At 68.2% G+C, this 20,981-nt stretch carries 21 protein-coding genes; 10 read left to right on the top strand and 11 right to left on the bottom strand.

Going from position 1 to position 20,981, the window contains the following annotated elements; translation table 11 throughout:
* The first annotated feature begins 156 nt into the window (after positions 1-156).
* Positions 157-1,635, top strand: coding sequence for an MDR family MFS transporter (locus KHC23_RS13380; protein WP_213373105.1), 1,479 nt, complete (start codon positions 157-159; stop codon positions 1,633-1,635).
* Between the two features lie 15 nt (positions 1,636-1,650).
* On the opposite strand, the gene topA is transcribed toward KHC23_RS13380, so the two are convergent.
* Positions 1,651-4,359: a type I DNA topoisomerase gene (gene topA / locus KHC23_RS13375; RefSeq protein WP_213373104.1), complete on the bottom strand. Its 2,709-nt coding sequence runs from the start codon at positions 4,357-4,359 to the stop codon at positions 1,651-1,653.
* Between the two features lie 291 nt (positions 4,360-4,650).
* On the opposite strand from topA, the gene KHC23_RS13370 reads away from it, so the two are divergent.
* Positions 4,651-4,839, top strand: a complete 189-nt coding sequence (locus KHC23_RS13370) for a hypothetical protein (RefSeq protein WP_213373103.1) — start codon at positions 4,651-4,653, stop codon at positions 4,837-4,839.
* Positions 4,840-4,844: 5 nt separating this feature from the next.
* On the opposite strand, the gene dprA is transcribed toward KHC23_RS13370, so the two are convergent.
* The 6 genes from dprA to ruvX all read right to left on the bottom strand — a co-directional run bounded on the left by dprA (position 4,845) and on the right by ruvX (position 10,420).
* Positions 4,845-5,957, bottom strand: a complete 1,113-nt coding sequence (gene dprA, locus KHC23_RS13365) for a DNA-processing protein DprA (protein WP_213373102.1) — start codon at positions 5,955-5,957, stop codon at positions 4,845-4,847.
* A gap of 3 nt (positions 5,958-5,960) precedes the next feature.
* Positions 5,961-6,566, bottom strand: coding sequence for a glycerol-3-phosphate 1-O-acyltransferase PlsY (gene plsY, locus KHC23_RS13360; protein WP_213373101.1), 606 nt, complete (start codon positions 6,564-6,566; stop codon positions 5,961-5,963).
* 77 nt (positions 6,567-6,643) lie between these two features.
* Positions 6,644-7,939: a dihydroorotase gene (locus tag KHC23_RS13355; protein ID WP_213373100.1), complete on the bottom strand. Its 1,296-nt coding sequence runs from the start codon at positions 7,937-7,939 to the stop codon at positions 6,644-6,646.
* Positions 7,932-8,897 carry an aspartate carbamoyltransferase catalytic subunit gene (locus KHC23_RS13350; RefSeq protein ID WP_213373099.1) on the bottom strand — a complete coding sequence of 322 codons (966 nt, stop codon included), beginning with the start codon at positions 8,895-8,897 and terminating at the stop codon, positions 7,932-7,934. The genes KHC23_RS13355 and KHC23_RS13350 overlap by 8 nt, the downstream gene beginning before the upstream one ends.
* Positions 8,898-8,967: 70 nt before the next feature.
* Positions 8,968-9,897, bottom strand: coding sequence for an AEC family transporter (locus tag KHC23_RS13345; RefSeq protein ID WP_213373098.1), 930 nt, complete (start codon positions 9,895-9,897; stop codon positions 8,968-8,970).
* 40 nt (positions 9,898-9,937) lie between these two features.
* Positions 9,938-10,420, bottom strand: a complete 483-nt coding sequence (ruvX, locus tag KHC23_RS13340; RefSeq protein WP_213373097.1) for a Holliday junction resolvase RuvX — start codon at positions 10,418-10,420, stop codon at positions 9,938-9,940.
* Between the two features lie 133 nt (positions 10,421-10,553).
* Between ruvX and KHC23_RS13335 the strand changes: the two genes are divergently transcribed.
* Entirely contained in the window at positions 10,554-11,258 is a 705-nt protein-coding gene (locus KHC23_RS13335) for a metal-dependent hydrolase (RefSeq protein ID WP_213373251.1), read from the top strand.
* Between the two features lie 7 nt (positions 11,259-11,265).
* Here KHC23_RS13335 and KHC23_RS13330 read toward each other — a convergent pair whose 3' ends face one another.
* The gene (locus tag KHC23_RS13330; protein WP_246544536.1) at positions 11,266-12,180 is read right to left on the bottom strand and encodes a helix-turn-helix domain-containing protein; all 915 of its coding nucleotides are present in this window, start codon (positions 12,178-12,180) and stop codon (positions 11,266-11,268) included.
* 225 nt (positions 12,181-12,405) lie between these two features.
* Here KHC23_RS13330 and KHC23_RS13325 point away from each other — a divergent pair, with 225 nt between their 5' ends.
* The 5 genes from KHC23_RS13325 to KHC23_RS13305 all read left to right on the top strand — a co-directional run bounded on the left by KHC23_RS13325 (position 12,406) and on the right by KHC23_RS13305 (position 15,261).
* Complete coding sequence (locus tag KHC23_RS13325) at positions 12,406-12,732, top strand: hypothetical protein (RefSeq protein WP_213373096.1); 327 nt, start codon at positions 12,406-12,408, stop codon at positions 12,730-12,732.
* A 26-nt stretch (positions 12,733-12,758) separates the two neighbouring features.
* A complete protein-coding gene (locus KHC23_RS13320; RefSeq protein ID WP_213373095.1) occupies positions 12,759-13,058 on the top strand; it encodes a hypothetical protein in 300 nt (99 codons plus the stop codon).
* A gap of 118 nt (positions 13,059-13,176) precedes the next feature.
* Entirely contained in the window at positions 13,177-13,464 is a 288-nt protein-coding gene (gene gatC, locus KHC23_RS13315) for an Asp-tRNA(Asn)/Glu-tRNA(Gln) amidotransferase subunit GatC (protein ID WP_213373094.1), read from the top strand.
* A gap of 5 nt (positions 13,465-13,469) precedes the next feature.
* Positions 13,470-14,963, top strand: coding sequence for an Asp-tRNA(Asn)/Glu-tRNA(Gln) amidotransferase subunit GatA (gene gatA / locus KHC23_RS13310; RefSeq protein WP_213373093.1), 1,494 nt, complete (start codon positions 13,470-13,472; stop codon positions 14,961-14,963).
* A 4-nt stretch (positions 14,964-14,967) separates the two neighbouring features.
* The gene (locus KHC23_RS13305) at positions 14,968-15,261 is read left to right on the top strand and encodes a chorismate mutase (RefSeq protein ID WP_213373092.1); all 294 of its coding nucleotides are present in this window, start codon (positions 14,968-14,970) and stop codon (positions 15,259-15,261) included.
* Between the two features lie 45 nt (positions 15,262-15,306).
* Here KHC23_RS13305 and KHC23_RS13300 read toward each other — a convergent pair whose 3' ends face one another.
* The 3 genes from KHC23_RS13300 to KHC23_RS13290 form a co-directional block, all read right to left on the bottom strand.
* Complete coding sequence (locus KHC23_RS13300) at positions 15,307-16,479, bottom strand: glycosyltransferase family 2 protein (RefSeq protein WP_213373091.1); 1,173 nt, start codon at positions 16,477-16,479, stop codon at positions 15,307-15,309.
* Between the two features lie 97 nt (positions 16,480-16,576).
* Positions 16,577-16,837 (bottom strand): DUF6455 family protein, encoded by a 261-nt coding sequence (locus KHC23_RS13295; RefSeq protein WP_213373090.1) that lies wholly within the window; start codon positions 16,835-16,837, stop codon positions 16,577-16,579.
* A 107-nt stretch (positions 16,838-16,944) separates the two neighbouring features.
* Positions 16,945-18,639: an L-lactate permease gene (locus tag KHC23_RS13290; protein ID WP_213373089.1), complete on the bottom strand. Its 1,695-nt coding sequence runs from the start codon at positions 18,637-18,639 to the stop codon at positions 16,945-16,947.
* A 353-nt stretch (positions 18,640-18,992) separates the two neighbouring features.
* On the opposite strand from KHC23_RS13290, the gene gatB reads away from it, so the two are divergent.
* Together gatB and KHC23_RS13280 are read left to right on the top strand one after the other, a co-directional pair.
* Positions 18,993-20,486: an Asp-tRNA(Asn)/Glu-tRNA(Gln) amidotransferase subunit GatB gene (gene gatB / locus KHC23_RS13285; RefSeq protein WP_213373088.1), complete on the top strand. Its 1,494-nt coding sequence runs from the start codon at positions 18,993-18,995 to the stop codon at positions 20,484-20,486.
* On the top strand, positions 20,483-20,980 hold the full coding sequence (locus KHC23_RS13280) for a GNAT family N-acetyltransferase (RefSeq protein ID WP_213373087.1): 498 nt from the start codon (positions 20,483-20,485) through the stop codon (positions 20,978-20,980). Before gatB ends, KHC23_RS13280 begins: the two co-directional genes overlap by 4 nt.
* Position 20,981: the final 1 nt, after the last annotated feature.

Below are 20,981 nucleotides of genomic sequence, written 5' to 3'. Positions count from 1 at the left end.
GGCTGTTCGACGCTATCCGCATCGGCGCCCCGCGTCGACCGGCCGGCGCCGCCTCCAAAGCGGAAGGAGCGCACAATCTCTTGCAATTGCCGACCAATAGGTCGAATTTGCCGGCATTTCGCGGCGGTTCGAAGACGCCGATCTGGATTTTATCCCATGGATGCCCGCACTTCGGAGGCGACGACCGCGCCTCTGTCCCATGTCGAGATTCGCGTTATCGTCACCGGCGTCATGGTGGCGATGTTTCTCAGCGCCCTCGACCAGACCATCATCGCCACCGCGCTGCCGACCATCGGTGGCAGCTTCGGCGACCTCGAAAACCTCTCCTGGGTGGTGACCGCCTATCTGCTCACCGGTACAGCGATCACCCCGCTGGTCGGCAAGCTGGCGGATATTCACGGACCCCGGCCGGTTCTGCTGGTGGCGATCGGCACCTTCCTCGCCGGCTCGGTCCTGTGCGCCACGGCGCAGAGCATGCCGTGGCTGATCGTGGCGCGAGCGGTGCAGGGGCTGGGCGGCGGCGGGCTTATCGCGCTGGCGCAGACCATTATCGGCCTGCTGATAGCGCCACGCGAGCGTGGCCGCTACCAGGGCTATTTCGCCATCGTCTTCATTACCTCCAGCATCGCCGGGCCGATCCTTGGCGGCTTCTTCGCCGAGCATCTGCACTGGTCGCTGATCTTCTGGATCAACGTGCCGCTCGGCCTCGTCGCGGCGGTGATGAGCGAGCGGGCGCTCAGGCGCCTGCCGGCGCATCACCATCCGCACCGGCTCGACATTCTTGGCGCGCTGCTGATGTGCGCGGGCACGGTGGCGCTGTTGATGGCGCTGAGCTGGGGCGGCACCTATTTTCCCTGGCTGTCGGCGCCGATCTTCGGCCTGCTGGCCCTTGCCGTGCTGCTCTGGATCGGGTTCGCCTTCCGTGTCGCCACGGCGAGCGAGCCGCTGGTGCCGCTGGCGGTGCTGTCCAACCAGGTGGTGCGCACCGGCGTTCCTTCCGCCGCCTTCGCCATGGGCACGCTGGTCGGCCTGTCGATCCAGATGCCGCTTTATCTCGAAGGCGTCATGGGGCTGACGGCCTCGGAATCCGGGGTGGCGCTGATCCCGCTGATGGCCGGTGTGGTGGTCGGGGCGACGGGGGCAGGGCGGGTGATGGGTCATTTCACCCATTACAAGCGCCTGCCGATCGCCGGACTGCTGGCCAGCATCGCCGCGCTGGGCCTCCTGGCGGTCTGGCCTCTAGGGCTGCCGGTCTATGCCGTCGCCGCCGGGATGGGAGTGGCTGGCATGGGACTCGGCACCGTGCTGCCGGTTTCCACCGTGGCGATCCAGAACGCCGTCCCGCTGCCGCAGATGGGCACCGCGACCGGCGTGGTGAACCTGTTCCGCTCGCTCGGCGCCGCCGTGCTCACAGCCGGCTTCGGCGCCATCGTGATCGGACTGTCCGGCATCGAGGGCAGCGCACTGCTGGAGCGGCTGCTGGAAGGCCGCGCGCAGGTGGCGCCGCTCGCCGGCGCGTTCCGCTGGGTGTTCGTGGCGGCGGCGGCGTCGCTGTTCGCCTCGCTCATCGCGATGCTGGCCATGGAGGAGCGGCCGCTGCGCTCGGGCCACGCGCCGGCGCCGCTGCCGGAATAGAGGCAGGACCGGCGCTCAGGCGCCGGCCGCCTTCTTGGCCGCTGGCTTCTTAGCGGCGGGCTTTTTGGCGGTTGGCTTCTCGGCGGTTGGCTTGGCTGCCGCCGTTTTCGTCGCCGTCTTGCCGGGTTTCTTTGCCGCCGACTTGCTGGCGGTGGACTTCTCGGTCGTCGCCTTGGCTGGTGCCCGGCGCGCGGGCTTGGCCGGCATGGAGCCGGCCTTGGCGGTGATCAGCTCGACCGCCTGTTCCAGCGTCACCGCGTCCTGCTCGATGCTCTTGGGCAGTGTCGCGTTGACCTTGCCGTGGTTTACATAAGCGCCGAAGCGGCCCGGACGCACCGTGATGGGTCCCCCCAGCGTCGGGTGCTCGCCGAGTTCGCGCCCGCCGACGGCACCGCGCCGTCCCGGCCCCTTGCTCTGCTTGTCGGCGATCAGCGCCACCGCGCGGTTGAGGCCGATCGCCAGGATGTCGTCGCCGGGCTCGATATTGGCGTAGGTCTTGCCGTGCTGGACATAGGGGCCGAAGCGGCCGATGCCGGCGAGGATCGGGTCGCCGCTGTCGGGATGCTTTCCTATCTCGCGCGGCAGCGAGAGCAGCGCCAGCGCGGTGTCGAGATCGACATCGGCGGGGGCGAGCCCCTTGGGCAGGCTGGAGCGCTTGGGTTTCTCGCCGTCCTTGGCCTCGCCGAGCTGCAGGTACGTGCCGAAGCGGCCGGCCCGGATCGTCACCTCAAGCCCGGAGACGGGATCGGTGCCGAGAACGCGGGTGCCGTTGGCCTCGGCGCCGTTCTCGTCGCCGCCACCCTGCGCCGCCAGCGGGCGGGTGTACTTGCATTCGGGATAGTTCGAGCAGCCGATGAACGCCCCGAACTTGCCCACCTTCAGCGACAGCCGGCCGGTGCCGCAGGTCGGGCAGATGCGTGGATCCGAGCCGTCGTCCCGGGGCGGGAAGATGTGCGCGGTCAGCATGCCGTCGAGCGCGGAGATGACGTCGGAGACTCGCAACTCCTTGGTCTCGCCCACGGCGGCCATGAAGTCGCGCCAGAAGTCCCGCAGCACGTCCTTCCACCGCAGCTCGCCATTGGAGATGCGGTCGAGCTTCTCCTCGAGGTCGGCCGTGAAATCGTATTCGACGTAGCGGTCGAAGAAGCTCTCGAGGAAGGCGGTGACGAGCCGGCCCTTGTCCTCCGGCACCAGCCGGCGCTTGTCGAGCTTCACATATTCGCGGTCGCGCAGCACGGCGAGCACCGAGGCATAGGTCGAAGGACGGCCGATGCCGAGCTCTTCCATGCGCTTCACCAGCGACGCCTCCGAATAGCGCGGCGGCGGCTCGGTGAAATGCTGGTCGGCCTTGATGCCCTTATTGGCGAGCGCCTCGCCCGACGACATGGCGGGCAGGCGACGGCTCTCCTCGTCCTCCTCGTCGTCGTCGCTCCCCTCTCGATAGAGGGTGAGGAAGCCGTCGAACTTGATGACGGTGCCGGTGGCGCGCAGTTCCAGCGCCCGCCCGGCGGCGGTGGCGTCGATGTCGACCGTGGTGCGCTCCAGCTCGGCCGATTCCATCTGGCTGGCGATGGTGCGCAGCCAGATCAGTTCGTAGAGCTTGGCCTGGTCGGGTTCCAACTGGCGTATGACGTCCTTGGGCAGGCGCGAGAGTTCCGTGGGCCGGATCGCCTCATGGGCTTCCTGGGCGTTCTTTGCCTTGGCGGTGTATTTGCGCGGCGCGGCGGGGACGTAGCGGTCGCCATATTCGTGGGCGATCACCGAACGCGCGCCGGCCACGGCTTCCGGAGCCATGTCGACGCCGTCGGTACGCATATAGGTGATGAGGCCGACCGTCTCGCCGCCGACGTCGATGCCTTCATAGAGCCGCTGCGCGATGCGCATGGTGATGGCCGGCGCGAAGCCGAGCTTGCGGCTCGCTTCCTGCTGCAGTGTGGAGGTGGTGAAGGGCGGGTAGGGATGCCGGCGGGCCGGCTTGGCCTCGACCGAGCGTACCGTGTAGTCGGCCCTTTCCAGCGCGGCGCGGAAATCCGCCGCCTCGGCTTCGGTGCCAACGTCCAGCCGCGTGATCTTCTTGCCGTCGGCGCCGACCAGACGGGCCTCGAAGGTCTCCTGCCGGGGCGTTGCCAGCTGGGCGGCGATCGACCAGTACTCACGCCGGACGAAGGTCTCGATCTCGCGCTCGCGGTCGCAGACCAGCCGCAGGGCGACCGATTGCACGCGCCCGGCCGAACGGGCGCCCGGCAGCTTGCGCCAGAGCACCGGCGAAAGCGTGAAACCGACAAGGTAGTCCAGCGCCCGGCGGGCGAGATAGGCATCGACCAGCGCCGCGTCGATGATGCGCGGATGCTTCATCGCATCCAGCACCGACTGCTTGGTGATGGCGTTGAACACCACGCGCGAGACCGGCTGGTCCTTGAGCGCGCGTTTCTCCTTCAGCACCTCGAGCACGTGCCAGGAAATCGCCTCGCCTTCGCGATCCGGGTCGGTGGCGAGGATCAGGCCGTCCGCCCCCTTCACCGCGCGGGCAATGTCGGACAGCCGTTTCTGCGCCTTGGGATCGACGTCCCACAGCATGCGGAAATCATCTTCGGGATCGACCGAACCGTCCTTGGCCGGAAGGTCGCGCACATGTCCGTACGAGGCGTAAACCTCATAGCCCGATCCGAGATATTTGTTGATCGTCTTCGCCTTCGCAGGCGATTCGACGATGACGACCTGCATGAGTTCGCTACGTCCGTTGATGGGTCCAGCCCGAAGAGGCCGGGAAAATGGGGTAGCGGCCCCGGCGTGTCAAATGCCAAGCAGGACGCGTGCCGCGGATCGCCTCCATTGTGCAGGCAGGGGCACGTTATTGCGCCATGCTCCGCCGGGTAAGGGCACCCTTGGTGGGCCGGTCGATATCGAAATACATCCTAAGGTCGCATAACCTTAATATGTGCACGCGATGATCGTGACAGGCAATGCGCCTATGCTACCCTTTTGGCGCGAACCCTCCAGCAACGGACGTCCGACGTGACTGAGACCGACCGCGAGCGTGCGCCTGTGCAGGACGCAGCCGACTATATTGCCACACTTGCCGACGAACTGGCAGGCATGGCGGCGAACAACGGGCTCGACGTGCTGCGCTACCTGCTGGAAATGGCCCGCGACGAGGCGCACTCGGTGGCGCGGGCCCAGCCGGAGACCCACGAGCACGGCTGAGGCGCTCAAACGAGCAGCGAAACGCTGCCGTCGCGGTGGCGCTCCAGCCGCCCGGCCAGTTCGAGTTCCAGCAGGAGTATCTGTACCTCGCTGGCGCTTGCCCGCGACAGCACGACCAGTTCGTCGACCGGCAGCGGCGAGGGGCCGAGCAGCGTAATCAGCCGTGCGCGGCTGTCGTCGCTCGGCTCGGGCGCTTCCATCGCCTCGGCGGGGTTCTCCTCGATGATGATCGGCGGCCGGTCGCGCAGCGCGGCAAGGGCTTCGAGCACATCTTCGGTGCCGGTCACCAGCGTCGCGCCTTGCCGGATCAGCGCGTTGGTACCGCCCGCGCGCGGGTCGAGCGGCGAGCCGGGGACGGCCAGCACCTCGCGTCCCTGTTCGCCGGCGAGGCGGGCGGTGATCAGCGAGCCGGAACGTTCGGCCGCCTCGACCACGACCACGCCGAGCGACAGGCCGGAGACCAGCCGGTTGCGACGGGGGAAGTCGCGGGCGCGCGGCTCCCACCCCATCGACATTTCGGTGAGGATGGCCCCCTCGCGGGCGATGCGCTGCATCAGCGCCTCGTTCTCGCGTGGATAGGGCCGGTCATGGCCGCCGGCGATCACTGCGACGGTGCCGGTGGGCAGGCTTGCCTCGTGGGCGGCGGCGTCGATGCCGCGCGCCAGCCCCGAGGCCACCACCCAGCCGGCGGCGCCGAGGCCGCGGCCGAGCCGAGCGGTGATGGTGAGGCCAGCGCCGGAGGCGTTTCGGGCACCGACGATGGCGACCGTCGGACGGGCCAGAAGCTCGGCGTTTCCACGCAGGGCGAGGAGCGGCGGAGCGTCGTCGATCTGCCTCAGCAGGGCGGGATAGTCCGGCTCGCCGAGGGCGATGAAGCGCCCGCCCATGCGGGCCAGCGCCTCGATCTCGGCTTCGGCCTCGGCAATGGAGGGAACGCGCGGGGCCAGCAGGCCGCCGCCCCGTCGGGCGAGGTCGGGCAGTGCCTCCAGCGCCGCCGCCGCGCCGCCGAACCGGTTGATCAGGCTGCGGAAAGCGCGCGGGCCGACATTCTCGGCGCGGATCAGGCGGAGCCAGTCGCGGCGCTGTCCCGGATCGAGATGAACGCCGCGCCGGCTCAAGCGCTATCCCTTCTTGCCGATCCGGCCTTCCGTGCCCGCGAGCAGGCGGCGGATATTGGCGCGGTGCATGAACCAGAGCAGGGCGGCGAGCAGGGCCAGCAGCGCTCCGGTATGCGGGGTGCCGCAGAAAAAGGCCGCCAGCACGGTGACGACGCTGGCCACCAGCGCGGCGAGGGAGGAATAGCGGGACACGAAGGCGACGGCGAGCCAGGCGACGGCGAAGGCCAGTGCGGCCGGCCAGGCCAGCGCCAGCGTCACGCCGAGGAACGTTGCCACGCCCTTGCCGCCCTTGAAGCCGAGCCAGACCGGGAACAGATGGCCGAGAAAGGCGCCCAGCGCGGCCGCCAGTGCCGCTTCCGGGGCGATCAGCCAGCCGGCCAGCAGCACGGCGAACGTGCCCTTCAGCGCGTCGCCGAGCAGGGTCGCGGCGGCGAGGCCCTTGCGGCCGGTGCGCAGCACGTTGGTGGCGCCGATATTGCCGGAGCCGATGCTACGAATGTCCTGGGTGCCTGCAAGGCGGGTGATGATCAGGCCGAAGGGAATGGAGCCGAGGGCATAGCCCAGCAGCAGTGCGAGAAGGTTCAACAAGGGGGGTAGCGACCAGATCATGCCTGCGACCTTACAGACTTCCCGGGGAATGCACAGAGGCGCGAGGATTGGAGGCGCGAGACGAGGCGGCGCCCCGCTCACACGTATTCATATACCGTGCGGCCGGCAACCAGCGTGCGCACCACGCGCCCCTCGAAGCGGGCCTCGTCGAAGGGTGTGTTGCGGCAGCGCGATTTCAGCGTCAGCGGATCGAGTATCCATGCCTCGTCCAGCGCGATCAGGGCGATGTCGGCCCGCGCGCCGGGCCGCAGCGTGCCGCCTGGCAGCCCTAGCCGCTCGGCCGGGCGGGTCGACATGGCGCGGACTAGCGTCATCAGGTCCAGTGCGCCATCGCTGACCAGGCGCAATCCGGCGGCGAGCATGGTCTCCAGCCCGACGGCGCCGAACGCCGCCTCCGAGAAGGGCAGGCGCTTCACTTCCACGTCTTGCGGGTTGTGGTCGGAGACGATGATCTCGATCAGCCCTTCGGCCACCGCCTCCACCAGCGCGATGCGGTCTTCCTCGGCCCGCAGCGGCGGGGTCAGCTTGAAGAAGGTGCGGTAGCCGACCACGTCGCGCTCGTTGAGCGTCAGGTGGTTTATCGAAGCCGAGGCGGTGACGTCGATTCCCGCATCCTTGGCCCGGCGCAGGACCTCCAGAGAATCGGCGCAGGTGAGCGACGCCGCGTGATAGCGCCCGCCGGTGATGGCGGCGAGGCGCACGTCGCGCTCGAAAATGATGGTTTCCGCCGCCTTGGACAGGCCGGCGAGGCCGAGGCGGGAGGCGAGTTCGCCTTCATTCATAACGCCTTCGCCGGCGAGGCTCGCATCCTGAGTATGGTGGACGATGAGCGCGCCGAAATCGCGGCCATAGGTCAGCGCGCGACGCAGCACCTGCGCCGAGCCGATGGAGCGCGTGCCGTCGGTGAAGGCGACCGCGCCAGCCGCGCCGAGCAGGCCGATCTCGGTCATCTCCCGGCCTTCCAGCCCCTTGGTGAGGGCGGCCATGGGATGGACATGGACAATGGCGGTGTCGCGCGCTCGGCGCAGGATGAAATCGACGATGGCGGGATCGTCGATCACCGGGTCGGTGTCGGGCTGACAGATGATGGTGGTGACCCCGCCCGCCGCCGCCGCCTGGCTGGCTGAGGCCAGCGTCTCGCGATGCTCGGCGCCGGGCTCGCCGATGAAGGCGCGCATGTCGACCAGACCGGGTATCGCGACGAGACGGCGGCAGTCGACGATCTCCGTCTCCGGCGGCAGGCCGGCAGTGAGATTCGGCGCGATGTCCTTGATGACCCCGTCGGCGATCAGGATGTCGCCTTTTGTGTCGAGGTCGCGGGAGGGGTCGAGGATGCGCGCCTTGGAGAGCAGGATGGGGCGGGGCTCATGCATTGGGCAGATTTCCCGGCAGGGTTCGCGAGAGCGCGTCGAGCACCGCCATGCGGACGGCGACCCCCATCTCGACCTGTTCGCGGATCAGTGACTGGGCACCGTCGGCCACTGCCGAATCGATCTCGACGCCGCGATTCATCGGGCCGGGATGCATCACCAGCGCGTCCGGCCTGGCGTAGCGCAGCTTGGCCTCGTCCAGCCCCCAGAAGTGGAAATACTCTTTCACCGAAGGCACATAGGAGCCGTTCATGCGCTCGCGCTGGAGCCGCAGCATCATCACGATGTCGACATCGGCGAGGCCCGAGCGCATGTCGCCATGGACCGCCACGCCGAAGCGCTCGATGCCCTTCGGCAAAAGGGTGGGCGGGGCGACGACGCGCACCTGGGCACCAAGGGCCTGGAGCAGCAGGATATTGGAGCGGGCGACCCGCGAATGAGTGATGTCGCCGCAGATGGCGACGGTCAGTCCCTGGATGCGGCCCTTGTTGCGGCGGATGGTCAGCGCGTCGAGCAGCGCCTGGGTCGGGTGTTCATGGGCGCCGTCGCCGGCATTGACCACCGCGCAATCGACCTTGCGGGCCAGCAGTTCCACCGCCCCGGAGGCGCTGTGGCGCACGATCAGCACATCCGGATGCATGGCGTTCAGCGTCGCCGCGGTATCGACGAGCGTCTCGCCCTTCTTCACCGAGGAGGTGCTGACCGACATGTTCATCACATCGGCGCCCAATCGCTTGCCGGCGATTTCGAACGAGGACTGGGTCCGCGTCGAGGCTTCGAAGAACAGATTGATCTGGGTGCGTCCGCGCAGCGTCGCCCGCTTCTTCTCCACCTGACGATTGAGAAGCACGAACTCCTCGGCAAGGTCGAGCAGGCCGACGATTTCGTCGGGCGACAGGCCCTCAATGCCGAGCAGGTGCCGGCGTCGAAGGGTGAAAGTGGCGTTCGGGTTCGATGTCATATCGAAGTCGGCTGGATAGAGGCAGCGGGGCCGCGCCGCAAGCAGATTAGCGTGCCGTCCCGCTTTTCGCTCACAGCAGCGTCACCGCGGCGATGATAAGCGGCATGCTGACGGCGGCCAGAAGTGTTTGAATCGTCAGAATTTCCGCCAGCAACGGGGCGTCGCCGCCCATCTGCCGCGCCAGCACATAGCCGTTCGGAGCGGAGGGGACGGAAGCGCCGACGGCGACCACGAGCAGGTCGATGTCGCGCAGGCCGAGCGCGACGGCGATCGCCACCGCGATGCCGGGCAGAAGGGCCAGTTTGACCATACAGGCGAACCATGTGGCGGCGCGCGGTCGGCGCAGGTCACCGAGCCGCAGCCCGGCGCCGACCACCAGCAGGCCGAGCGCCAGCGACGAGCGGCCGAGAATGTCGCCGAAGGTCATCAGCACCGGCGGGATCGGTAGATGCAGGGCGTTGATCAGCGCGCCGGCGGCGCAGGACCAGATGAACGGGTTGCGCAGTATCTGCAGCAGCAGGCGGTTGCCTTTGCCGCCATTTTCGCCGTGGCGCGCCAGTACGATGACGCTGAGCGTGTTCAACACCGGAATCATCACCGCCAGCCCGACGGCGGCCACCGCCAGACCGCGCGGGCCGGCGAGCGAGCCGGAGACGGCGAGAGCGATATAGGTGTTCCAGCGCAGCGCACCCTGGAACACCGATGTGTAGCTCGGGCCGGCAAGGCCGAAGGCCCGGCAGATCGGGGCCCGCGCGAGGGTGAGGAAAGCGCCCGTGAGGCCGATGGCGCCAAGAAGCGCCGTCGCCACCTCGACCACCGCCACCTCGCCGAGATCCGCCCCTGCGATGCTCACCACCAGCAAGGCGGGAAACAGGATGTAATAGGTCAGCCGCTCCAGCGCGACCCAGTGCGAGGCCTCGGGCAGCAGCCCGCGCTTGAGCACCGCGCCGAGGGCGATGATGAGGAACACCGGCACCAGCGCGCCGAGCACGGCGGACATCTCAGACCCGCTCCATCGAAACCCGCTCCATCGCCCGGCCTCAACCGCTGCCGGCGATGAAGCGCAGCCGGTCGAGCGCGCCTTGCAGGATGAAGGCGGCGGCCTGCTGGTCCACCACCTCGGCGCGGCGGGCGCGGCTCATGTCCATGGCGATCATGTCGCGCTCGACGGCGGCGGTGGAGAGGCGCTCGTCCCACAGAATGATCGGCAGTTCGGTCAGCCGGGCAAGGTTGCGGGCGAAGGCGCGCGAGGACTGGGCGCGCGGCCCCTCGCTGCCGTCCATGTTCACCGGCAGGCCGACCACGATTCCGACCGCGCCGCGCGCCGCGCCGAGCGCCAGGATACGCCCCGCATCCGGGGTGAACTGCTTGCGGGCGATGGTCTCCACCGGGGCGGCGAGCCGCCGGTCGGGGTCGGAACTGGCGACGCCAATGGTTTTTGTACCGAGGTCGAGCCCGATCAGCCCGCCGCGGGGCGGCAGGAGCGGAGCGGCGTCGGTGACGGTGAGGATGGCAGCGACCATGACCGCGCTCGCCTAGCATGGCCGCCGGGCGGACGCCATGGCCGGCACGGGTGCTCGCGCGGCGGCCTGCTTGTGTGGCCGGAGCGACGCCCTATGTTCCCAGGCGCTCCAGCAACGCAAGAGAGGAATGGCGATGAAGATCACCTGGTTCGGCCATGCGGCGTTTCGGCTCGATTTCGCGGACACTTCCGTGCTGATCGATCCTTTCCTGACCGGAAACCCGGCCTTTGCCGGCGATTTCGGCGCGGCGACCGCTGGGGTCTCGCATGTACTGCTCACCCATGGCCATGGCGACCATGTCGGCGACACGGTGGCGATCGCGCGCACCAACGAGGCGACCGTGGTGGCCAATGCCGACCTCGCCGGCTGGCTGGCCCAGCAGGGGGTGGCGAAGATCGAGATGATGAACACCGGCGGCACCATCCACCTCGACGACTTCGCCGTCAGCATGGTGCGGGCGGACCATTCTTCCGGCATGATGGACGAGGGCAGGTCGGTCTATCTCGGCAATGCCAACGGCCTGATCGTCAAGGCGCCGGGCGAGCCCACGGTCTGGCACATGGGCGACACCGACATCTTCTCCGACATGGGCCTGATCGCCGAGCTGCACAAGCCGGACGTGGTGATCGTGCCGATCGGCGACCGCTTTACCATGGGCCCGGAACTCGCGGCGGTGGCGGTGTCGCGCTATCTGGGCGGCCTCACCATCATTCCCGCCCATTACGCGACCTTCGGCCTGCTGGAGCCGGGCGCCGATCGATTCGTCGCCCTGGTCGGCGAGGAGGCGACGGTGGTGGTGCCGGAGAAGGGCGTGCCGGTGACGTTCTCGCGGGGGTGAGCGCGGCTCAGGGCGCGTCGATGGCGGCGAGGCCGGCGCGCACCGCCGTCATCTGGCGTACCAGCGCCATGGCGACGAAGTGCTCCATCGCCTCCGTCAGGGCGGGCTGCGGCAGCACGCCCGGCCCGCGCGTGCCCTGCTCCCCCACCCGCCGCACCAGACCCGCCTCGGCGGCATCCTGCACGATGCCGACGACATGCGAGCGGGAGATACGGAACGAGCGCGCCAGCTGCGAGATCGACAGCGGCTGCCCGTTCAGCCCGGTACCGAACAAGGCGAGCGCGATCAGCAGGCCGCCGTCCCGATCGGCGAATTGACCGATGGCCGGAATGTCGAAGGCGGGACGCCAGCCGGCGCGCAGCGGCTTCAGCAGGGCGCGGACGAAGGCGGCGAGGAAGTCCGGATTGTCGAGATGGCGCAGCCCGCGCTCGCCGTCCTCCGGCACGACAAGGGCGAGGGTGTTGAGCATGGTCCGCCAGCGTTCGCGGTGGATCGACATCAGCCGCTCGGTCACGACCAGCCGCCGGCGACGCCCGTCGGCATCCGGTGCCGGCGCGATCAGGCCGAATACCCGGAACGCCGCAAGGATGGCCCCGACCCGGCCCGGGCTGCACACGTCCAGTGCGACCGCCTCGGCCTTCAGCCGGCCGGTGGTCAGGCCGGGGGCGTCGGGCTGGTCGAAATGCAGGTCCAGGATCAGCAGGGCAAGAACGAAGCGGCCACGGTCGTTGAGCAAGCGTGTCAGCAGCAGATTGCCGCGATAGGCGTCGCTGAGATTGATTGCCGCCTGCCGCGCCACCCAGTGAAAATCCGGCCGGGCCCGCAGCCGGGCGCGCTCCTGTACCTCGCCCGGCATCAATGCGTCGAAACGGGCCTTGTCGTCGCCACCGGATGGGTCGATGGCTGAATCCCGCGCAAACATGACTGTCCTCTTACCCAACGTTGCGACCAATAATCGACATTGCCGGCGGCTACAAATCGCCCGATTGTGTCGCCGAATCCCTTGGGGGCGTTTTCGCGAAGCTTGATCGACCTTCGCGTCGAGAAGATACCCGAAATCATTGAATCCAGAGTGCTTCCTTGTTGATGGGGCGATTGCGCCCGATCAATCGAGGGTTCCAGGGGAAGACAAATGGGAGAAGAGATGATGACCATTCGTTCTCGCATGTTTCCGCAAGTGCGCCGCCTCGCGCCGGCCGCCTTCGGCGGTGGGCTGCTGGTCGCTCTCACGATGGGCGCCGCCGTCCCTGCGGACGCGGCCGTGATCTATTGCACCTCACCGGGCTTTCCGGTGGGATGTGTCGTTCGTGCCACCCCCTATGCCGCGCCCGCCGCGCGGGCGGCTGTCCACTGCACCCGCCCCGGCTATCCCGTGGGCTGCACGGCCGGCGCCAATGCCAATGCACGCGCGGTGGCCCGGCCCGGTCCTGGCGTCAATGTGAATGGCGGCGTCAACCGGGCCGGCCTGCGCTGATCACCATCACTATCACGGAGAGTATCATGATGCTTGGTTCCATCGTCCGCGCCGCCGCCCTGTCCACGACCTGCGCCGCGCTCGTTCTGCTGGCGGGTGGCGCCGCCCGCGCCGACCAGGCGGCGGGCGACGCCTGCGCCGCTTCGCTCACCGCCGACGGCAAGGCGATCTATTCCGCCGTGATGGCGGCGGGCGACAGTGGCGACCTGCGCACCATCGTCACCGACACCACCAAGTCGCTGGCGATGTCCGGCCAGATCGACCGCGGCAATGCGCGCTCCAACGCGCAGGCGGCGGGCCAGTGCCTGGAGCAGGCGCGCTCCTGATGAGCTTCGACCGGCATTCGCCTCCCATCTGACATGTTGAGCGTAGCGCCGCGCGTTGCGGGGCGCGGTGCGTGCCTGCTATACGGCGCGCATCGGTTATAGTGGATTGGGAATTCGGATGTCGGTCGATCAGGCGACGGTCCGGCGAGTCGCGCATCTCGCGCGCATCGCCGTGACGGAGGACGAGGTGGCGCACCTCCAGGGCGAGCTCAACGCCATCCTCGCCTTCGTGGAGCAACTCGGCGAGGTGGACACCACCGGCGTCGAGCCGATGACCAGCGTCATTCCGATGAAGCTGCCGCTGCGCGAGGACGTGGTGAATGACGGCGGCTATGCCGAGCGGGTGCTCGCCAATGCGCCGGCGGCCGAGGACGGTTTCTTCGCTGTCCCGAAAGTGGTGGAGTGAGCGCCATGAGCCCCTCCCACCGCGACCTCACCCGCCTGACGATCACGGCCGCCCGTGAAGGGCTGAGCCAGGGCCATTTCACCGCCACCGAGCTGGCGCAGGCCTATCTCGCCGCGATCGAGGCCGCGGGCGATCTCAACGCCTATGTGCTGGCCACGCCGGAAAAGGCGCTGGAGATGGCCAAGGCCAGCGACGCGCGCTTCGCTAGCGGCGAGGCCGGCCCGCTGGAGGGCATCCCGCTCGGCATCAAGGACATGTTCGCCACCGAGGGCGTGCGCACCACCGCCTGTTCGAACATTCTCAAGAACTTCGTGCCGCCTTACGAATCGACCGTCACCTCCCGGTTGTGGAAGGACGGCGCGGTGCTGCTCGGCAAGCTGAACCAGGATGAGTTCGCCATGGGCTCATCCACCGAATCGAGCGCCTTCGGCGCCGCGGTGAACCCCTGGCGCCGGGCCGGCTCGTCCCAGCCTCTGGTGCCCGGCGGTTCGTCCGGCGGCTCGGCGGCGGCGGTGGCGGCGCAGATCTGCGCCGGGGCGGCCGGCACCGATACGGGCGGCTCGATCCGCCAGCCGGCGGCCTTCACCGGGACGGTCGGCATCAAGCCGACCTATGGCCGCTGCTCGCGCTGGGGCGTCGTCGCCTATGCCTCCTCTCTCGATCAGGCGGGGCCGATCGCCCGCTCGGTGAACGACGCGGCGCTGCTGCTGCGCTCCATGGCCGGCCACGACCCGAAGGATTCCACCAGCGTCGACCTGCCGGTGCCCGACTATGAGGAGCATTGCGGCGCCTCCGTGCGGGGCAAGCGCATCGGCATCCCGAAGGAGTACCGTGTCGACGGCATGTCGGCGGAGATCACCGCGCTGTGGGACAAGGGCGCCGACATGCTGCGCGAGGCCGGGGCGGAGATCGTCGAGATCAGCCTGCCGCATACGCGCTACGCGCTGCCGGCCTATTATATCGTGGCGCTGGCGGAGGCCTCCTCCAACCTCGCCCGCTATGACGGCGTGCGCTATGGCGAGCGGGTTTCCGGCCGCGACATCGTCGACATGTATGAGAAGACCCGGGCCAGCGGCTTCGGCGACGAGGTTCGCCGCCGCATCATGATCGGCACCTATGTGCTTTCGGCCGGCTATTACGACGCCTACTACCTCAAGGCGCAGCAAGTGCGCACGCTGATCAAGCGCGACTTCGAGACCGTCTTCGCCGAGGGCATCGACGCGGTGCTGGCGCCCGCGACGCCTTCGCCGGCGTTCGGCATCGGCGAGAAGTCGGGCGCCGACCCGGTGGAGATGTATCTGCAGGACGTGTTCACGGTGACGCTGAACATGGCTGGCCTGCCGGGCATCGCGGTGCCGGCAGGACTGTCCTCGGACGGGCTGCCGCTCGGCCTTCAGCTGATCGGCCGTCCGTTTGGCGAGGAAAGCCTGTTCGCGCTCGGCCAGGTGATCGAGGAGGCCGCCGGCCGCTTCGAGGTCACCGACCGCTGGTGGGAGTGAGGCGATGCCGGGCCTGCCCGCGAATGAGCGCTCCCTCGCGCCCTTCCGGGCCGAGATCGACGCCATCGACAGCCAGATCGTCGAACTGCTCGCCCGCCGTCTGGAAGTGGTCAAGCACGTCATCGCCGTGAAGAAGGTGGAGGGGCTCGCCGCCTTCCTGCCCGAGCGGGTCGAGGACGTGATCGACAAGGTGAGCGCGCATGCCGAGACCCACGGCGTGCCGCCGGAGCTGGTGGAGAAGCTGTGGCGCGAGCTGATCGGCTGGGTGATCGCCTATGAGAACGAGCGGCTGGGCTAATACGATCCGATCGGATTGAAACCGTCTGATCGGCGCCGGCCCTGGTCAGCCCAGTCCCTGGCGCGTGCCGCCGCGGGTGAGCCGGCCCAGCAGTTTTTGCAGGCCGATACGCCGCTTTCGCAGGGACAGACGCAGACGCAGGCCCACGAGCCGCCGGTAGGCCCCGGTCAGTTCCGCGGTGGAGTTGCGGAGTCGGGAAAGCTCCGCTGCCAGCGCGTTGCGCTCGTCGATCAACGTCCGCAGACTTGCCGCCGGTGAATCATCGCTCGCTCCCGCCTGAGCAAGCTGGTCACTGAGGGCCGCGCGCTCGATCAGCCGATCGAGCAGGGCGACGAGCTGGCTATAGGGCCTCTGCGTGGCGAGTTCCGGCCATTTCAGCGTGCCGCGCCGCTCTGTGAACGGGCGGTGGACGCCGTTCCGGACGGCCTCGTCGGGAACATATACACGAACCACCTCGGAGCCCGGCAGCAGCGCAAAATGCGGTTCGGACTTCAGCGCCATCACGCCGGCGATCGGCTGCTGCGCGAGATAGTCACGATAATCGTGGCGGCTGCGCCAGCCCACATAGTGCTTCAGGCACTTGGACGCGATCTGATCCGGCGAGCGGACGGCGAAATGCGCCAGGCGCACGTCCTTGATTGCGACGCTGGGCACGCGGGTCTTGCCGATCAGCAAGGCGTGGTTGCCTTCGTCAAAGGCGAATTCGGCCTCGTCGGTCAGGGCCGCACTGGCGATGCACTTGAAGATGTGGCCCTGCGCCGACTCGACCGCCGTGGTGATGCGCGACACCGGGTCCTCGATCGAGGCATCGTCGTGTGGCATGGCGTAGTAGTTGAGACAGCCGACCCCGAGGGCGAAGCCAGCCGGAGCGGCTGCGAGGCTCCGCTCCAGCGAGGCGCGATCGGAGGTGCATATCAACTCGTCCGCATCCAGCGGGACGATCATGTCCCAGCGCTCTTGCTCACGCGCGTGGCGCATCAGTTGAGTGGTGCGCTGGCCCTGATGGAAACTGCCGGTCCACCCGCTGCGAACGATTTCGACGGCCGGCGTGCCGTCAGTGGGAAATTCGGCGGCAAGGCGTGCGAGGATTTCAGCCGTGTTGTCGCTGGAACCGTCGTCGACGACATAGAGCTTGTCGAGGAAATGCAGATTATGGCGGACGAAGGCCTCGATAATATCCGCCTCGTCCTTAACGAGTGATACGCCAGCGATTCGCATTTCGACCCTTTGTCGCAACAGGCTGCCTCGCCACGAGGCTGGCGGAAAGTAGCGGCGTTAACACTGAGGGTCGACAGATAAATGGAGCCGGCGGGTCTCACCGGTTGTGTTCGCGGCGGAGACCGGCCCACAAGGCGAACTGCCCGGCATTGCGACAGAAATCCGGTACCGGCGAGGTCGCGTCGCGGGCTTCGAACCGGTGGTGGCACTGCGGCGCCTCGCGGCAGCCCAAGCAGCGCTGGGCGGCGGCCCGCACCTCCTGCGGATGGTCGGCGGCGAGCGTGGCGAGGTCGACGCCGGCATGTTCCGCCATCTCGCGAAACAGCCCGAGACGCTGGTCAATCGTGTCGACTTGCATGGCGGTTCTCCCCTTCTGTCGGGGAGAGCTTGCCGGCGCGTTGCCGCGCCGGCCTTGATCTGGCGCAAGGCAGGCCGGAGCGGCGCGAGGCCGCCCCGGCGTTCCGTCTAGCGACCCATCAGCGGGTCGCTGAGGCCGATGACGTAGAAGCCGATCAGCAGCAGCGTCCCGGCGACGATCAGATAGTAGATCGTCGGCAGGATGGTGATGCGCAGTGTCGCTCCCTCGCGCCCCAGCAGGCCGACCGTGGCCGAGGCCGCGACGACGTTGTGGATGGCGATCATGTTGCCGGCGGCAGCGCCGACCGACTGGCCTGCCACCATCAGCACCGAGGAAATGCCCAGCCCCTGCGCCACCGAGAACTGGAACTGGCTCAGCATGAGATTGCTGACCGTGTTCGAGCCGGCGAGGAACGCGCCCAGCGCGCCGATCGCCGGAGCGAAGACCGGGTAGACCGCGCCGACCTGGGTGGAGACCCATTCGGCGACCAGCACCGGCATGCTGTCGAGGCCGTTGGCATTGACGCCGGAATTGATCATCACCCGGACCATCGGCACGGTGAAGATCAGCACGAAGCCGGCGCCGATCAGCGTGCCGCTGCTCTCGCGCACGGCGGCGCCGAAGCCCGCGAACGACATGCGGTGCAGCACCACCGTGATCAGGCAGATGATGACGAGCAGGCCGCCCGGCGAGAACAGCAGCGGGAAGTCGCCGTTGATGCCCCGTTCACCGAGGATGCCGCTGAACGCCAGCGTGGCCGACTTCAGCGCGCCGCCGATCGACGGCACCATGCGCGTGACGACCAGAAGCACCGCCAGCAGGACATAGGGCGTCCAGGCCAGCGCCAGCGGAATGGTGCGCTTGGCGAGGCTGTCGAGCGTGATGTCGAGCTTGCCGAACCACTCCTTCGGCCATTCGGACGGGGGAGCGAAATCCCAGGCATGCTTCGGCACCAGGAAGCGGAAGCGCGCCGCCAGCGTCATCACCGCGAGACCGATGAGGCCGCCGAGCAGCGAGGGGAATTCCGCGCCGAGGAAGGTCGCCGCCAGCACATAGGGCACCGTCATGGCGAAGGCGCCGAGAATGGCGAAGGGGGCGGCCGACAGGCCCTCGGTCCACGATTTGTTGCGGCCGAAGAACCGGGTCATCACCATGATGAGGAAGAGCGGCATCAGCGTGCCGCAGATCGCGTGGATGACCGCGACTTCGGTGGTGATGAGGTGAAAGAAGGTGGCCCAGCTCGAGCCGGCTTCGGTGAGCTGCGTGGTGATCGCGGCCTGGTCGAGGCCGGTCTGCACGCCGACGATCAGCGGGGTGCCGACGGCGCCGAAGGAGACCGGCGTCGACTGGATCATCATGCCGAACACGACGGCGGCCATGGCCGGGAACCCGACGGCCACCATCAGCGGGGCGGCGACGGCGGCCGGGGTGCCGAATCCGGAGGCGCCCTCGATGAAGGAGCCGAACAGCCAGGCGATCAGGATGACCTGGACGCGCCGGTCCGGGCTGATCGAGGTGAAGCCGGCACGGATGGTGGAAATGGCGCCCGAATGCTTCAGCGTATTCAGCAGCAGGATGGCACCGAAGATGATCCAGAGCAGCCCGGCCGTCTGCAACAGGCCCTGGAGCGACGAGGCCATGACGCGATTGACACTGACGCCCCAGAAGGCCAGCGCGATGACGACCGCCATCACATAGGTGATGGGCATCACGATGCGCGCCGGAATACGAAAACCTATGAGCAATACGCCGGCTGCCAGAATTGGCAGAAAGGCAAGCAATGCGAGCAGACCCGTCGACATTCGTCTCTTCCCTCCTTACGCCGCCGGCCTTGTCCGCCAGGAGCCTGGAGCGGAGCCGACGACATTGACCGTTGTGGACGCTCCTCCCGAGAGCGCGTCGTCTGGTAATATATTCTAACCATGATGACGATGAGGTCAGAAGTACCTTAGGACGGTTGTCCTGTCTTCCTCTCCAAACGTCGAGGGGTCCGGAAGGCGCCGGGTGTGGCGTCCCGACCGCAGCCTCGCGGCCTCCACGCCCGTTTCGCGCGGGCATTGTCGCCGGGATACGGTTGTCAGAACGGGCGTGAGAGGAGTAGGGAACGGACATTCCCGCGCTTTCGTGCCGCCGTGCGCCAGAACAGGTCCGATCGATGAACATGCACTCCCGTCCCGCCGACCCGAAGAAGCTGATCAAGGGTGCCACCGGCGACTGGGAGGTGGTGATCGGCATGGAGATCCACGCGCAGGTGACCTCCAACTCCAAGCTGTTCTCCGGCGCCTCGACCGAATTCGGCGGCGAGCCCAACGATCATGTCTCGCTGGTCGACGCGGCGATGCCGGGCATGCTGCCGGTGATCAACGGGGAATGCGTGAAGCAGGCGGTCCGCACCGGGCTCGGGCTGAAGGCGCAGATCAACAAGCGCTCGGTGTTCGACCGCAAGAACTACTTCTACCCGGACCTGCCGCAGGGCTACCAGATCAGCCAGTACAAGACCCCGATCGTCGGCGAGGGCATCGTGCTGGTCGACACGGCGGACGGGCCGATCGAGGTCGGCATCGAGCGCCTGCACCTGGAGCAGGACGCCGGCAAGTCGATCCACGACCAGCACCCGGCGCTGTCGCTGGTCGACCTCAACCGCTCGGGCGTGGCGCTGATGGAGATCGTCTCCAAGCCGGACCTGCGCTCCTCCGAGGAGGCGAAGGCGTATGTGACCAAGCTGCGCACCATCCTGCGCTATCTCGGCACCTGCGACGGCGACATGGAGAAGGGCAGCCTGCGCGCCGACGTCAACGTTTCCGTGCGCAAGCCGGGCGAGGATTTCGGCACGCGCTGCGAGATCAAGAACGTCAACTCGATCCGCTTCATCGGCCAGGCCATCGAGGTCGAGGCGCGCCGCCAGATCGGCATCATCGAGGATGGCGGGACGATCGACCAGGAAACCCGGCTGTTCGACCCCGGCCGCGGCGAGACGCGCTCCATGCGTTCCAAGGAAGAGGCGCATGACTACCGCTATTTCCCCGACCCCGACCTGCTGCCGCTGGAATTCGACGACGCTTTCGTCACGGAACTGAAGGCGCACCTGCCCGAACTGCCGGACGAGAAGAAGGCCCGGTTCGTTTCCGCCTATGGCCTCTCCGCCTATGACGCCGACGTGCTGGTCGCGGAGAAGGAGACGGCGGACTATTACGAGGCGGCCGTGGCCCATGGCGGCGGCGCGCGCGACGCCAAGGCGGTGGCCAACTGGGTGATGGGAGACGTCGCCGCCTTCGCCAACGCCTCCGGCCTGTCGGTCTTTGAGACCCACATCACCCCGGTGCAGATCGCCGGGCTGGTCGACCTCATCGCCGACGGCACCATTTCCGGCAAGATCGCCAAGGACGTGCTGGCGATCATCATCGCCGAGGAGAAGGACGGCGACCCGCGCGCGATCGTCGAGGCGCGCGGCATGAAGCAGGTGACCGACACCGGCGCCATCGAGGCGGCGGTGGACGCCATCATCGCCGCCAACCCGGACAAGGTGGCGCAGGTCCAGGCCAAGCCGACCATGCTCGGCTGGTTCGTCGGCCAGGTGATGAAGCAGACCGGCGGCAAGGCCAACCCGCAGGCGGTGAACGACGTGCTGAAGGGCAAGCTCGGCCTATGAGCGACGCCCACGCTGCGGTGCCAGAGGCGGAGGCTATCGTGGTGGCGCCGGCGACCCGCGCGGACCTGCCGGCCATCGTCTCCATCCTCGCCCGCGAGACCCTGCTCGGCGTGCGCGACAGCGCCGACCCGGCCGCACTTCCCGCTTACGAGCGGGCCTTCGACGACATCGCCGCCGACCCGCGCGCCACGCTCTATGTCGCGCGGATCGGCGGCCGGGTGGTCGGCACGTTCCAGCTCGTCTTCTTCCGCGCGCTGCTGCGCCAAGGCGCGTTGCTCGCCCATGCCGAGGCGGTGCAGGTGGACCCGGAGATACGGGGCAGGGGCGTGGGCCGGGCGATGATGGATTTCGCCATCGCCGAGGCGCGCCGCGCCGGCGCGGGCTCGCTGCAGCTCGCCTCCAACAAGCAGCGCCACGACGCGCACCGGTTCTATGAGCGCGCCGGCTTCGAGAAGCGGCTCGACGGCTTCAAGATCGATCTCGCCGGCCACTGAG

It is taken from the genome of Ancylobacter dichloromethanicus, from assembly GCF_018390645.1.
In the GTDB taxonomy this organism is placed as follows: domain Bacteria; phylum Pseudomonadota; class Alphaproteobacteria; order Rhizobiales; family Xanthobacteraceae; genus Ancylobacter; species Ancylobacter dichloromethanicus.
Note: the sequence above shows the minus strand (reverse complement) of the source record. Positions and strands in the feature narration are given on the sequence as shown.

Excerpts from the sequence above, each read along its gene's own strand:
- KHC23_RS13380 (WP_213373105.1), top strand. The coding sequence starts at position 157 with ATGGATGCCCGCACTTCGGAGGCGACGACCGCGCCTCTGTCCCATGTC.
- topA (WP_213373104.1), bottom strand. The coding sequence starts at position 4,359 with ATGCAGGTCGTCATCGTCGAATCGCCTGCGAAGGCGAAGACGATCAAC.
- plsY (WP_213373101.1), bottom strand. The coding sequence starts at position 6,566 with ATGATCTGGTCGCTACCCCCCTTGTTGAACCTTCTCGCACTGCTGCTG.
- KHC23_RS13355 (WP_213373100.1), bottom strand. The coding sequence starts at position 7,939 with ATGCATGAGCCCCGCCCCATCCTGCTCTCCAAGGCGCGCATCCTCGAC.
- KHC23_RS13350 (WP_213373099.1), bottom strand. The coding sequence starts at position 8,897 with ATGACATCGAACCCGAACGCCACTTTCACCCTTCGACGCCGGCACCTG.
- KHC23_RS13345 (WP_213373098.1), bottom strand. The coding sequence starts at position 9,897 with ATGTCCGCCGTGCTCGGCGCGCTGGTGCCGGTGTTCCTCATCATCGCC.
- ruvX (WP_213373097.1), bottom strand. The coding sequence starts at position 10,420 with ATGGTCGCTGCCATCCTCACCGTCACCGACGCCGCTCCGCTCCTGCCG.
- KHC23_RS13335 (WP_213373251.1), top strand. The coding sequence starts at position 10,554 with ATGAAGATCACCTGGTTCGGCCATGCGGCGTTTCGGCTCGATTTCGCG.
- KHC23_RS13330 (WP_246544536.1), bottom strand. The coding sequence starts at position 12,180 with ATGTTTGCGCGGGATTCAGCCATCGACCCATCCGGTGGCGACGACAAG.
- KHC23_RS13325 (WP_213373096.1), top strand. The coding sequence starts at position 12,406 with ATGACCATTCGTTCTCGCATGTTTCCGCAAGTGCGCCGCCTCGCGCCG.
- KHC23_RS13320 (WP_213373095.1), top strand. The coding sequence starts at position 12,759 with ATGATGCTTGGTTCCATCGTCCGCGCCGCCGCCCTGTCCACGACCTGC.
- gatC (WP_213373094.1), top strand. The coding sequence starts at position 13,177 with ATGTCGGTCGATCAGGCGACGGTCCGGCGAGTCGCGCATCTCGCGCGC.
- gatA (WP_213373093.1), top strand. The coding sequence starts at position 13,470 with ATGAGCCCCTCCCACCGCGACCTCACCCGCCTGACGATCACGGCCGCC.
- KHC23_RS13305 (WP_213373092.1), top strand. The coding sequence starts at position 14,968 with ATGCCGGGCCTGCCCGCGAATGAGCGCTCCCTCGCGCCCTTCCGGGCC.
- KHC23_RS13300 (WP_213373091.1), bottom strand. The coding sequence starts at position 16,479 with ATGCGAATCGCTGGCGTATCACTCGTTAAGGACGAGGCGGATATTATC.
- KHC23_RS13295 (WP_213373090.1), bottom strand. The coding sequence starts at position 16,837 with ATGCAAGTCGACACGATTGACCAGCGTCTCGGGCTGTTTCGCGAGATG.
- KHC23_RS13290 (WP_213373089.1), bottom strand. The coding sequence starts at position 18,639 with ATGTCGACGGGTCTGCTCGCATTGCTTGCCTTTCTGCCAATTCTGGCA.
- gatB (WP_213373088.1), top strand. The coding sequence starts at position 18,993 with ATGAACATGCACTCCCGTCCCGCCGACCCGAAGAAGCTGATCAAGGGT.
- KHC23_RS13280 (WP_213373087.1), top strand. The coding sequence starts at position 20,483 with ATGAGCGACGCCCACGCTGCGGTGCCAGAGGCGGAGGCTATCGTGGTG.